The sequence below is a fragment of the uncultured Campylobacter sp. genome, assembly GCF_944323605.1.
GTDB lineage: Bacteria > Campylobacterota > Campylobacteria > Campylobacterales > Campylobacteraceae > Campylobacter_D.
Genome location: NZ_CALUTC010000004.1, coordinates 62,600 through 74,826, shown reverse-complemented (window position 1 = coordinate 74,826; position 12,227 = coordinate 62,600). Strand labels below are relative to the sequence as shown.

At 30.8% G+C, this 12,227-nt stretch carries 12 protein-coding genes; 6 read left to right on the top strand and 6 right to left on the bottom strand.

Going from position 1 to position 12,227, the window contains the following annotated elements:
- Positions 1–6 precede the first annotated feature (6 nt).
- From Q0J35_RS03720 to rpe, 5 genes are all read right to left on the bottom strand, one after another.
- The gene (locus Q0J35_RS03720; RefSeq protein WP_297193222.1) at positions 7–1,983 is read right to left on the bottom strand and encodes a methyl-accepting chemotaxis protein; all 1,977 of its coding nucleotides are present in this window, start codon (positions 1,981–1,983) and stop codon (positions 7–9) included.
- A 131-nt stretch (positions 1,984–2,114) separates the two neighbouring features.
- Positions 2,115–2,855, bottom strand: coding sequence for a YaaA family protein (locus Q0J35_RS03715; protein ID WP_297193220.1), 741 nt, complete (start codon positions 2,853–2,855; stop codon positions 2,115–2,117).
- Positions 2,852–3,793, bottom strand: coding sequence for an NAD(P)-binding domain-containing protein (locus tag Q0J35_RS03710; protein ID WP_297193218.1), 942 nt, complete (start codon positions 3,791–3,793; stop codon positions 2,852–2,854). Before Q0J35_RS03710 ends, Q0J35_RS03715 begins: the two co-directional genes overlap by 4 nt.
- 118 nt (positions 3,794–3,911) lie before the next feature.
- On the bottom strand, positions 3,912–4,682 hold the full coding sequence (locus Q0J35_RS03705; RefSeq protein ID WP_297193216.1) for a 3'-5' exonuclease: 771 nt from the start codon (positions 4,680–4,682) through the stop codon (positions 3,912–3,914).
- A complete protein-coding gene (rpe, locus tag Q0J35_RS03700; protein ID WP_297193214.1) occupies positions 4,679–5,326 on the bottom strand; it encodes a ribulose-phosphate 3-epimerase in 648 nt (215 codons plus the stop codon). Before rpe ends, Q0J35_RS03705 begins: the two co-directional genes overlap by 4 nt.
- 155 nt (positions 5,327–5,481) lie before the next feature.
- Between rpe and Q0J35_RS03695 the strand changes: the two genes are divergently transcribed.
- Genes Q0J35_RS03695 through Q0J35_RS03680 form a run of 4 tightly spaced genes read left to right on the top strand, consistent with a single transcriptional unit; the run spans position 5,482 to position 9,318 of the window.
- On the top strand, positions 5,482–5,886 hold the full coding sequence (locus tag Q0J35_RS03695; protein ID WP_297193212.1) for an Rrf2 family transcriptional regulator: 405 nt from the start codon (positions 5,482–5,484) through the stop codon (positions 5,884–5,886).
- A complete protein-coding gene (gene flhA, locus Q0J35_RS03690) occupies positions 5,887–8,046 on the top strand; it encodes a flagellar biosynthesis protein FlhA (protein ID WP_297193211.1) in 2,160 nt (719 codons plus the stop codon).
- Positions 8,036–9,094 carry a 3'-to-5' oligoribonuclease B gene (locus Q0J35_RS03685; RefSeq protein WP_297193208.1) on the top strand — a complete coding sequence of 353 codons (1,059 nt, stop codon included), beginning with the start codon at positions 8,036–8,038 and terminating at the stop codon, positions 9,092–9,094. Before flhA ends, Q0J35_RS03685 begins: the two co-directional genes overlap by 11 nt.
- The gene (locus Q0J35_RS03680) at positions 9,073–9,318 is read left to right on the top strand and encodes a hypothetical protein (protein ID WP_297193353.1); all 246 of its coding nucleotides are present in this window, start codon (positions 9,073–9,075) and stop codon (positions 9,316–9,318) included. Before Q0J35_RS03685 ends, Q0J35_RS03680 begins: the two co-directional genes overlap by 22 nt.
- On the opposite strand, the gene Q0J35_RS03675 is transcribed toward Q0J35_RS03680, so the two are convergent.
- A complete protein-coding gene (locus Q0J35_RS03675) occupies positions 9,307–9,447 on the bottom strand; it encodes a hypothetical protein (protein ID WP_297193206.1) in 141 nt (46 codons plus the stop codon). The genes Q0J35_RS03680 and Q0J35_RS03675 overlap by 12 nt on opposite strands.
- A 303-nt stretch (positions 9,448–9,750) precedes the next feature.
- Here Q0J35_RS03675 and grpE point away from each other — a divergent pair, with 303 nt between their 5' ends.
- Both grpE and dnaK read left to right on the top strand, forming a co-directional pair.
- Entirely contained in the window at positions 9,751–10,251 is a 501-nt protein-coding gene (grpE, locus tag Q0J35_RS03670; RefSeq protein ID WP_297193204.1) for a nucleotide exchange factor GrpE, read from the top strand.
- A gap of 17 nt (positions 10,252–10,268) precedes the next feature.
- Positions 10,269–12,140 carry a molecular chaperone DnaK gene (gene dnaK, locus Q0J35_RS03665; protein ID WP_297193202.1) on the top strand — a complete coding sequence of 624 codons (1,872 nt, stop codon included), beginning with the start codon at positions 10,269–10,271 and terminating at the stop codon, positions 12,138–12,140.
- Positions 12,141–12,227: the final 87 nt, after the last annotated feature.

Below are 12,227 nucleotides of genomic sequence, written 5' to 3'. Positions count from 1 at the left end.
TAGTTTTTAGAATTTCTTTTTATTAGTATCTTCTAGTATATTGCTAGCTATGCTATTAACACTATCAGAAATATTTGCAGAATCATTTGCTATTCTTACGTTTTCTCTTGTTATGCTTTCTATATTGGCTACAGCGTCATTTATTTGAGTGATACCAGCAGTTTGCTCTTTGATACTTTCTGCCATATCATTAATGCTTTGCACAAGCAAATTGATATTAGCACCTATTTCGCCTAATGATTTTTGAGTTTTTTCAGCAAGTTGTCTTACTTCATCAGCAACAACAGCAAAACCACGTCCGTGTTCTCCCGCACGAGCCGCTTCTATAGCTGCATTTAAAGCTAAAAGATTTATTTGCTCTGCAATATCGCCTATTATGCTAGTTATGCTTTTAATTTCCTCGCTTTGGGCTATAACATCTGTTGTTTTTTGTGATACATTTTGCATAGAAGATGTTATCTCCTCTAGTGCAGCGGCACTCTCTTCAAGTGCTGAAGCTTGAGAATTAGAGCTATTTTGTAAGGCAGAAACTGCTTCTTGAAGTTTCGTGCTATCTCCAACTAAAAGGTTTGCAAATTCGCTTGACTGTTTTAGCATTTTTACTATTTCATCACCAAGTGCATTAGTAGTAGTTTCAACAGCTCCCTTTGCATTATTAATCTTTGCTGTAAAGTCAAGCATTTTGTAACTATCAAAAACCTTTTGAATTTCATTCATATTAGATCCAATTTTTTGCTGTAAAATATCAAGCATTCTATTAAGAACATTTTTTAATTCTATTAACTGTGGATTCTTAGGATTTGCTGAAATTCTAGCTGTTAAATCGCCATTTTCTATCATATGAACAGTATCCACGCTTTGAGACACCGCTTGTTTATCTTGCTCAAGTCCAAGCCTTATACCTTCTATATTTTGATTTATAGCAGTTGCGATTTGTCCAAATTCATCTTTTGTTTTAACTTGTATAGGTGATAATGTTTGCCTTTTGTGATTTAATAAATCAAAAAAGGACATAAGTCCTTGAGTTATGCTCTGTAAAGGTTTTAAAGATCTTGATATTAATATCTTAACCAAAAACACAGATATCAAAATAGCTATAAGACCTGTTATAGATGTAGAAATAAGCTGTTCTTTTACCTTATCTGTATATAAAGATGCTAAAGTGGTAACACAAGCTTTAAAATTTTGATTTAGGGTATTAGTACACATAACTGCTTGTTCAACACCAGCATCATCTTTTGCATAATACAAGAAGTCAGTAACTTTTTCATCTAAAATTCTTGGGTCCTTATTAAAAGCAGAAGCTATAGACTCGCTAAAAGCATCTTTTTTCAAAATTTTGCTTTCATCTTCGTGAAACATATAAGAACCGTCCACATGAAGAACAAAGGAATGAGAAGTTGCAGACTTTCCGAAGGCTAAAACATTTCTAGAAAATTCATCTAGCTCAAAATCTCCTCCGACAACACCCACAAAATTTCCGTTGTGTATTATAGGTGCTGAGTAAGTCATCTCAAATTTTTGAGAATCAAATGAAACATAAGGATCGCTAACCACGATCTTACCAGCTTCTTTTGCCGCCTTATACCATCCTCTATTTACAGTATCATAGCCTACGGATTTGTTTTTAATATTTCCATTTGACTGATATGAATTTTCAGAACTATCTATAGCTATGTAAGCAAGTGAAAAATTTGATGATCTTTGTAAAAGTTTAGACATATTTAAAAAATTAGCAGGAGCATAATTTTGATAGTTTTCACCAATCAATTCAGCAGTTTGTATAACAGCGTTTCTTCTTTGATTTCCATACACATTAAGAACATCTGTAACGTCCATTAAAGTTTTATGTTGGATAGCTGATAAATTCTCATATACAGAAGCTCTCACATTTATATATGAAACTACGCTCACAGCAAATAACAAAATAACAAATAACAAAGCAACTAATATGGATAATTTCGAGGAAACTGAATTCTTCATAATATACAACCTTTTTGTTTAAAATTTTGTCGTAAAAAAGAGAGAATATTGTATTTAAATTAATATTAAATTTGACTTAATATTAATTATTTTTATAATAATTTATTATTAAAAAGCAAAAGAAATAAAGTTTATTCTAAAATTTCTAAACTTATCTCCTCTTTATTTTTGATGAGTTTTATATCTACAAGATTTAAATTTGACGGTAATTTTTTTAACAAGTCCTTGTTATCTTGAATCTTATTTTGAGCTAAAATTCTTAACAAAAGCCCCCTATAAGCTTTAGCAAAATGGCTTACCGTTTTGCCATTTTTAATAAATTTGTAAGTATAAAATTTTTTATCTATTTTATAAAATTTTTCGTAGAAATTCGCTCTTAAATCTATAACATCTTCGTCTTTTAAAAAATCATCTAATGCTTTTTTAAAGTGTATTTTGTAAAAATTTTCTAAAGAGATTGTTCCTATTTTTGAGCCTTGTTTTAATCTATAATTTGGTATTTTATCAGAAGCTAGTATAGGTCCTAAAAGGTTTGAAAATATCACTGTATTTTCTCTAACATATTTTTTTGACAATTCGTCTAAGCTTGGAAAATCAAGATATTCATAAGCTACTCCGCTGTATCTTTGTATAGCTTCGCAACTACCTTGCAAAAATATATCTTTTTTGAAAGAAAGCACCTCATTTTCATTCTTTAATTCAAAAAAAGCTTTCAATTCATCTAAGTTGGAATTTTTTATAAAGTCATTATAAGCATTTAAAATTTCAAGTCTTTTTGAAAAAAGTTCTTTAAATATAAGAGAATTTTCATCCAGCGGGGCATTATCGCAAAAGGAATTTTTAGCCTCGCTTGGAGAAAAAAGTATTTTCATTTGCTTAAAAACTCATTTATTATCACACCATCATTCAAACCAACAACTATACTAGCACCATTCTTACTAGCTATATCTCCTGCTACAAAAATACCTTTTACATTACTTTGTCTGTTTTCGTCAAAAACAGGAACACCCTTATCATCTACTTCTATACCGCATTTTTGTAAAAAATCAACAGGAGTAGATCCACCTATGGCATATATAACTCTATCATAAACTTCACTGCTTTTATCGGTAAAATTTAGCTTAACTTTTGAATTTTCATCTTCTACGCTTTCTATATCTACGCCTAGCTTAAGAGTTATTTTACCAGCATTTGCACAATCTTGTATATCTTTTAAATTTATATCATTTAATCTTGTAAATTTATCTCTTCTATAACACAAAGTAACAGAGTTGTTTTTCGATAGATCTACAGCATACTCAGCAGCAGAATTTCCACCGCCTATTATTATGATTTTTTCATTTGTTCCAACAGAATTTGCATTAAAATTTACTACCTTACTTAAAGAGCCTGGAATTTTGTAATCAGGTTTATTTGGCTTACCCATTCTACCTATAGCTACTATTATGTTTTTACACTCATAGCTTTCCTTAGGTGTAGCAACCAAAAAACCGTCATTTGTCTTTTTTACACTTTCTACTTCGCTATTAAATTCAATATTTATATTATGATTCTTAATCGCATCTTTAAATGTTTGCATAGAGCTTTCTTTAGTGCCGTCTTCAAAAGGTATATGACCTCTGTTAGTGCTATCATGCCCTTTATATTCTTTATCTACTCTTTTTCCGTCCTTGTAAAATTTAACGAATGTTTGGCAAATTTCATCAGCCTTTTCAAGTATAACAAGCTCTTTATTTTTAAGCTTTGCCTCAACACCAGCACCTATACCAGCGGGACCTGCACCTATTATTACTAAATCCACTTTCTTCATTATATGGCCTTTCAAAAAAAACTTTTTTAGAAAACTTTAATAAATTTATGTAAATGAAAATAAAAATATAAATAAATTTAATATATTTTTTTAAAACATAGCTTACAATTTTACTCAATTATGTTATTTTGTATTTTTTTATATTTGATTTGCTAAAATTTATTAAATCTTGTGTGCTTGATATATAAAAAGGTAGTTTTGATATACAGTGTTTAAGCACTTCAGCAGCAGATTTAGCATCGCTTAAGGCTCTGTGATGTGCGTTTTGTATATTTAAAATCTCTTTTAGTGAATTTAATCCATACTTTTCACTATCTATTATCCTTCTTGAAAGTTCTAAGGTGCATAATTTTTGATTACATAAAATTCCAAAACCACACTTATGCAGTGAATTTGATATAAAATTATAATCAAAAGAAACATTGTGTGCAACAAAAATACTATCCCCTAAAAAAAGTCTAAATTCATTTAAAACAGAGGCTAAGCTAGGTGCGTTTTTTAATAATGTTTCGTCTATGCCGGTTAGTTCTTTTATGTTTTGTGGTAGATAGTTTGTTTTTATGAGAGAATGAAAGCTGTCTATGATTTTTGAATTTTTTATTTTATAAGCCCCTATTTCTATTATTTGCCCTCCTCTTTTAAAGCTAGAATTGCTTTCTATATCTACAACGCAAAAAATTTCGTCCTTTATCTTTGTGTGTTTGCTTTTCAAAGTAAAGTTATTTTCAGAGGTTAAAAAAACTCCAAAACCTAAAAGCTTAAGCATATCTTCATCAAATTCTAAGCCTTCTAATTCCTCAACACTTTCTAACTCTTTCATAAACCAAGAATATGGCTTATCACTTTTGCCTAATGCTTGTAAAATTTTATCTATCTTATCCAAAGTCAAAATTCAAGCTTTAAAGATTTTATAGAATTTTCGTAGTTATTAGAAGAGAATATATAAGAACCAGCCACTAAAATATCAGCTCCAGCTTCATCTAAATCAGCTGCGTTTAAGCCGTTTATGCCACCATCAACTTCTATAAATACTTTAGCATTTTTTTTGTCTATGATTTCTCTTAATTCTCTTATTTTTTCATAAACTATAGGTAAAAATTCCTGCCCAGAAAAACCGGGATTTACGCTCATTAAAAGCACCAAATCAACATAATCTATCATATGTTTTATACTAGAAATTGGGGTGTGAGGGTTTAAAACTATGCCGGCACCGACTCCATTTTTTCTTATATATTGGCAAAGTCTTATTGGGTGTTTTTCTTCCTCTATGTGAAAACTAAGAAATTTAGGCTTTAAAGGCAAAAATAAATCAACAAAAAAAGATACGTTATTTACCATTAAATGTATGTCAAGCGGAATAGAACTTACCTTTTGTATATCTTTAAATACACAAGGACCAAAGGTTAAATTCGGAACAAAATGACCATCCATAACATCGATATGAAGTAAATCAGCCTTTGCATCACAAATTTTTTTTATTTCATCTTCTAGTCTTAAAAAATTAGCAGATAATATACTTGGTGCAACATACATAAAAAAACCCCAAAAATAAAAATACAAACGAGAAATCGTATAAAAATATTATTTAAAAACTCATAAAATACCTATAAATAAAACACAAATTATAGGGATTTTATTTACAAAAAACTAATATAATACTAAATTTAAGCTTCTTTGAAAGGAATATTATGCTTTTTACTAGAGCTAGTGAATATGCAATACTTGCTTTGATTTACATAGCAGATAAAAAAGAACCGCAAGATGTGGAAACTATGGCTGAAAAGCTTGAAATTTCTAAGTCTTTTTTGGCTAAAATTTTACAAGCATTAGCAAAAGATGGCTTACTTATATCATACAAAGGCGCAAAAGGTGGTTTTATACTTAGCAAAGATAGTAAAGAATACACTTTAAAAGATATAGTAAATAGTGCAGAAAAAAAACAAGTTAGCATATTTGAGTGCTCTCACGGAATTTGTCCTATAAATAAAGAAAGTAGATGCCTTATGCTTCCTGTATTAGTTCAACTTCAAGATACAATGAATGACCACTTATCAAAAATAACGCTATTTGATATCATAAACAAAAAAAATTAGATGGCAAAAAGAAAGATACTAGAGCTTGTAGCACCTTATCTGGGTCCATTAATAGTGCCTATAGTAAAAGCTAAATCAATAACAGTAGTTGTTTTTATAGCCTGTATATTAGCTGTTATTATAGTTCCTTTACCAGCGGCTATATTAGACTTTTTTTTAGCATTAAGCATAGCAATATCAGTCTTAATTATACTAATATCTATATATATACCAAAACCAACAGATCTTACAACCTTTCCAACATTAATACTAATCATTACTCTTTTTAGATTGGCTTTAAATGTAGCAACCACTCGTATGATTTTAAGCGAAGGGCAAAATGGGGCAGCAGCTGTTAGTGAAATAATAGCCTCATTTGGAGAATTCGTAGTTGGTGGAAACTATGTGATAGGTATAATAGTATTTTCTATTCTAGTATTAATAAATTTTATGGTTGTTACAAAAGGAAGTACTAGGGTTTCAGAAGTTCAAGCAAGATTTACGCTTGATGCGATGCCGGGTAAGCAAATGGCTATAGATGCTGATTTAAATGCTGGTTTAATAGATGAAAATACTGCAAGGACAAGAAGACAAGAGATCATAGCTGAAGCAAATTTCTATGGAGCTATGGACGGTTCTTCTAAATTTATAAAAGGTGATGCAGTAGCAGGGATTATAATAACTATAATAAATATAATAGGTGGATTTTCAATAGGATACTTTCAGCATGATATGCCATTGGCTGATTGTGCATCCACTTATACTATACTAACTATAGGAGATGGTCTAGTATCTCAAATTCCGGGTCTTATAGTAGCCACAGCAACCGCTATAATAATAACAAGAGCTAGTAAAGATGAGGATAATTTTGCAGAAGGAACATTAAATCAACTACTAAGCGAATACAGAACACTTTTAATAGTAGGTTTTATATTGTTTATCTTTGCTTTAGTTCCCGGACTTCCTACATTATCACTTGGCTTTATGTCCTTAGTGTTTTTAGGTCTTGGATATCTTACAAAGCAGGTAAAAGAAGGTAAAATAGACTTAGCACAACCTATAAAAAAAAGAGATTCTGCTGCTGCACAACAAGCTGCAAAAGCACCACCTAGGAAAAAAAGTGAAGAAGAAATCATAAAAGAAGAAGAAGGAAGAATTAACGATATACTAAAATTAGAAGTTTTGGAACTTGAACTTGGATACGGCTTAATAAGACTTGCTGAAAGCGAATTAACAGAACGAATTCGTTCTATGAGAAGAAGCATAGCTCAAAGTCTTGGCTTTCTTATGCCTAAGATAAGGATTAGAGACAATTTACAGCTAAAACCAAATGAATACAATTTTAAACTAAAAGGCGTAGTAATAGGAAGTAGCGAGGTGTATCCTGATAAATACTTGGCTATGGATAGCGGTTTTGTAACAGAAGAGATAGAGGGTATATCTACAAAAGATCCAGCTTTTGGCTCTGATGCTTTATGGATAGATTCAAATTTAAAAGATGAAGCCACGATAGGAGGATATATAGTAGTTGATCCAGCAAGTGTAATTTCAACACATATGAGTGAGCTTATAAAGGCTAATGCAGCAGAGTTATTAACAAGGCAAGAAGTTCAAAATATACTTGATAAACTGCAAAAAGACTATCCAGCTGTTATAGAAGATTTACTCAAAATAACAACAGTTGGTATGGTGCAAAGAGTGCTTAAAAATCTACTCAAAAACTCAATACCTATAAAAGATATGATAACTATACTTGAAGCATTAATGGATATATCAGAGGTTACTAAGAATTTTGATATGATTATAGAACACGTTCGTGCGGCACTTGCTAGGGTTATCACAAATTTATATATAGATGAAAAAGGAATTTTAGGCATTTATATACTTGATTCCGCTAGTTCTGCAAAACTTATGGATAGCTTGCAGCTTAGAGACGGTGTCTATCATTTAATGATAAATGTGGCTCAAACCGGGGCTATAGTAGAAGCCTTTAGAAATGAACTTGCAGCAGTTTCTAGCACAAGAATCAAACCTTTTGTTCTTTGCGTTGAACCTCAACTAAGAAAATTTATAGCAGATATATGCTCTAATTTTAACCTTAAAATAGTAGTCTTAAGCTTTGCAGAAATAGCAGAACACACGAATTTTGAGACAGAAGGAGTTATTAAAATTGAATTATAACACGCATATATATCATCTATCACATATAGATTTAGACGGTTATGGCTGTCAATTTATAAGCAATTTTTATTTTAAAAATTGTCATTTTTTTAATTCTAACTATGGAAAAGAAATAAATGATAATTTTTCAACAATTCTAAGTGATATAGACAACACTTTAACAAAAGATGAAAATACCAAATCAATAATACTAATCACAGATTTAAATTTAACACCACAACAATGTGAAGAATTTCAAAACGCTCTTACAAGTAGAAAAAATACGAGACTGTTTTTACTAGATCATCATCAAAGTGGTAAAGTATGTGCTGATAAATACGAGTGGTATTTTTTAGATAGCTCAAGATGTGCTACAAAGATAAGCTATGATTTTTTTAGCAAAATTTGTGGAAAAAATGAAGATTTATCTAAATTTGTAGATGTTGTAAATGCTATTGATATTTGGCTAAAAGACGATCAAAATTTCGAGCTTGGTAAGGTTTTTTTATCTATGATTGCAAACGCAAAAGAGCTTAATAGAGTGATGTTTAAAGAAGAAAATATCTCATATATATTTTTCTTGCTTAACAAAGCTAAGACTTTCATAGACAAAGATAAGGCAAATATATCCTTAGAAGATTCTTTACACTTTTTAAAAAAAGAATTTTTCAAAAAAAATGAAAACGATACGCTTGGAAATTTGATTTCTAAGTATGTTGTAAAAAAACTTAACGAGAAAAAAGATGACTTCATAATACATTACAAAGATTACAAAGGCTTACTAAGCTATAACATAGGAAATACTTCTGTAATAGGTAATGATTTTTTGATGCAAAATGAAGATGTTGATTTTTTTCTTGATGTAAGTTCTAAAAAAACACTTAGCTTTCGTTCAAATGGAAAAGTAGATGTAAGCTTAATAGCCAATGAGCTTGTTGGTGGAGGCGGGCATAAAAATGCTAGTGGTGGGCTTTTTGCTTCATTTAAAGATAGCAGCAATTACTCTTTTATAAAGGCTCAAATAATAGATTTGATAAAAAGCAAAGAATTAGCAAAGGCTCAAAAATGATAAATAAAGATGAGATGATAGAAGACTTGCAATATGAATTAAACGTTGTCTTGGAGGCTATGTTTTTACTAGCAGGGGCAAAAAGACAAAAGCTTGATGACTTAGTGCAAGCATATATAGAATGCATAGATGATGTTTTAAAAGATAGTAAAGAATATGGTACAGACGAGGTTTTAAAAGTGCTTAATTATCTAAAGGAAAATAAAAAAGAATTATTCTCCTAAAATTCTTGAAAAAAATTCTCTAAATTTAACTAGAATGATTTTAAAAAACGATTCTTGTTTTTTATCGCACAAAGAATCAAAAACATAAGAACTTAGATCATTTTTCTCTCTAACTGTTAAATTTTTCATAATAAAGTTCAACCTTTTTAAATATTGCGGACTAGATTATAGCACATTTTTTATCGTTGTCAATAAAATTTTATGTATTATTTTATGTATTTTTATATTTTAGCTTAACAAAATATTAAACATTAATATATAGCTTATATAACTAATATAACTTTAGTCTATATGACTAAATATTTTTTAGTAAAATAATTTAATTTTTACTTGACATTCATTGGCTCAATTTTGTATAATTACATAAAAAGTTTCAAGATTAATACTTTTAAAAATCTTTAAAACTTTTTAAATTCGGCAATAGGAGGATTTGTGGATACTAAAAAAGATGAAAATTTAGAAGAAGAACTTCAAGAAGAAAATAGCGAACTAGAACTTTTAAAAGCTGAAAACGCTGATTTAAAAGATAAGTATGCTAGAGCAAATGCTGATTTTGAAAATATTAAAAAAAGAATGCAAAGAGAAAAAGAACAAATGATAGCATTTGCAAATGAAGGTTTTGCAAAAGATTTACTAGATGTAATCGATACTCTAGAAGCAGCCCTAAATGTAGAAGTAGAGGATGAGATAAGTGCTAAAATAAAAGAAGGTGTTAAAAACACGCTTGATTTGCTATTAAAAAAGCTTAAAAATCACGGGGTTGATGTGATAGAAGCTAAAGAAGGCGATGAATTTAACCCTGATTTGCACGAAGCTATGTTTTACGCAGAAAATGAAAATTTTAAGGCAAATGAGCTAACTCAAATTCTACAAAAAGGCTATAAGCTAAGAGATAGGATTTTAAGACACACAAAAGTAAGTGTAGCAAAATAAAATTAAAAGGATAAAAAATGGCAAAAGTTATAGGAATAGACTTAGGAACAACAAATTCTTGTGTGAGCGTTTATGAACGTGGAGAAAGCAAGGTTATACCAAACAAAGAAGGAAAAAATACAACTCCTTCTATAGTTGCTTTTACCGACAAAGGTGAAGTTTTAGTTGGCGATAGTGCTAAAAGACAAGCGGTTACAAATCCTGAAAAAACTATATATTCTATAAAAAGGATTATGGGGCTTATGATAAACGAAGAGGCTGCAAAAGAAGCTAAAAATAGACTTCCTTATCATATAGTTGATAGAAATGGAGCTTGTGCGGTTGAAATAGCTGATAAATTATACACTCCGCAAGAAATTTCAGCTAAGGTTTTAATGAAGCTAAAAGAGGACGCTGAAGCATTTTTAGGAGATAAAGTAGTAGATGCAGTTATAACAGTGCCTGCATATTTCAATGACGCTCAAAGAAAGGCTACAAAAGAAGCTGGAACTATAGCTGGGCTTAATGTTTTAAGAATTATCAATGAGCCTACATCAGCAGCACTTGCTTACGGGCTTGACAAAAAAGAATCTGAAAAGATAGTAGTTTATGACTTAGGTGGCGGAACTTTCGATGTTACTGTGCTTGAAACGGGAGATAATGTAGTAGAGGTCTTAGCAACAGGTGGAAATGCCTTTTTGGGCGGAGATGACTTTGATAATAAGCTTATAGACTTTTTAGCAAGCGAATTTCAAAGCGAAAATGGAATAGATCTCAAAAAAGATGTAATGGCTCTTCAAAGATTAAAAGAAGCGGCTGAAAATGCTAAAAAAGAACTAAGCTCTGCTACTGAAACAGAGGTAAATTTACCTTTCATAACAGCTGATGCTAGTGGTCCTAAACACCTTGTAAAAAAAATAACAAGAGCTAAATTTGAAAGTATGATAGAAGGTTTAGTATCTGAAACCATATCTAAGATAAATGAGGTTGTAAAAGAAGCTGGTCTTAGCAAAGATGAAATAAAAGAAATCGTTATGGTTGGCGGTTCAACCCGTGTGCCTTTAGTTCAAGAAGAAGTGAAAAAAGCCTTTAACAAAGACTTAAACAAATCAGTTAATCCAGACGAAGTCGTAGCCATAGGTGCTGCCATACAAGGAGCGGTTATAAAAGGTGATGTAAAAGATGTGCTTTTGCTTGATGTTACTCCTCTTTCTTTGGGTATAGAAACCTTAGGTGGAGTGATGACAAAGATTATAGAAAAAGGCACAACTATACCTACAAAGAAAGAACAAGTCTTTTCAACAGCTGAGGATAATCAAAATGCAGTTACCATAAATGTTTTACAAGGCGAGAGAGAATTTAGTAGAGATAATAAATCCTTAGGAAATTTCAACCTAGAAGGAATTCCACCAGCTCCAAGAGGAGTGCCTCAGATTGAAGTAAGCTTTGATATAGACGCAAATGGAATTTTAACCGTTTCAGCTAAAGATAAGGCCACAGGAAAGGCTCAAGAAATAAAAATAACAGGCTCAAGCGGACTTAGCGAAGAAGAGATAAACAATATGGTAAAAGATGCCGAGCTTCACAAGGAAGAGGATAAAAAAAGAAAAGAGGTTGTAGAAGCTAGAAATTCAGCAGAAACCCTAGTGCATCAGGTTGAAAAATCCTTAAGTGAGCTTGGAGATAAGATAGCTGATGAGGACAAGGCAAACATACAAAAAGCACTTGATGAGCTAAAAGAAACGCTTAAAAATGAAAATGCCACTAAAGAAGAGATAGACAACAAAATGAAAGCTTTGAGTTCTGCTTCTCATAAATTAGCTGAAAATATGTATAAAAAAGACGGCGAGACAGACAAAAAAGACGACAAAAAGAAAGATGATGATGTTATAGACGCTGAAGTTGAATAATTTTTCCCTCACAAAATTTGTGAGGGCTTTTCATAAGCACTTCTTAATTAAAATACCTTTTTTATCCTTTTATTTACAAAAATAAGA

Excerpts from the sequence above, each read along its gene's own strand:
- Q0J35_RS03715 (WP_297193220.1), bottom strand. The coding sequence starts at position 2,855 with ATGAAAATACTTTTTTCTCCAAGCGAGGCTAAAAATTCCTTTTGCGAT.
- Q0J35_RS03710 (WP_297193218.1), bottom strand. The coding sequence starts at position 3,793 with ATGAAGAAAGTGGATTTAGTAATAATAGGTGCAGGTCCCGCTGGTATA.
- Q0J35_RS03695 (WP_297193212.1), top strand. The coding sequence starts at position 5,482 with ATGCTTTTTACTAGAGCTAGTGAATATGCAATACTTGCTTTGATTTAC.
- Q0J35_RS03675 (WP_297193206.1), bottom strand. The coding sequence starts at position 9,447 with ATGAAAAATTTAACAGTTAGAGAGAAAAATGATCTAAGTTCTTATGTT.
- flhA (WP_297193211.1), top strand. The coding sequence starts at position 5,887 with ATGGCAAAAAGAAAGATACTAGAGCTTGTAGCACCTTATCTGGGTCCA.
- rpe (WP_297193214.1), bottom strand. The coding sequence starts at position 5,326 with ATGTATGTTGCACCAAGTATATTATCTGCTAATTTTTTAAGACTAGAA.
- Q0J35_RS03720 (WP_297193222.1), bottom strand. The coding sequence starts at position 1,983 with ATGAAGAATTCAGTTTCCTCGAAATTATCCATATTAGTTGCTTTGTTA.
- dnaK (WP_297193202.1), top strand. The coding sequence starts at position 10,269 with ATGGCAAAAGTTATAGGAATAGACTTAGGAACAACAAATTCTTGTGTG.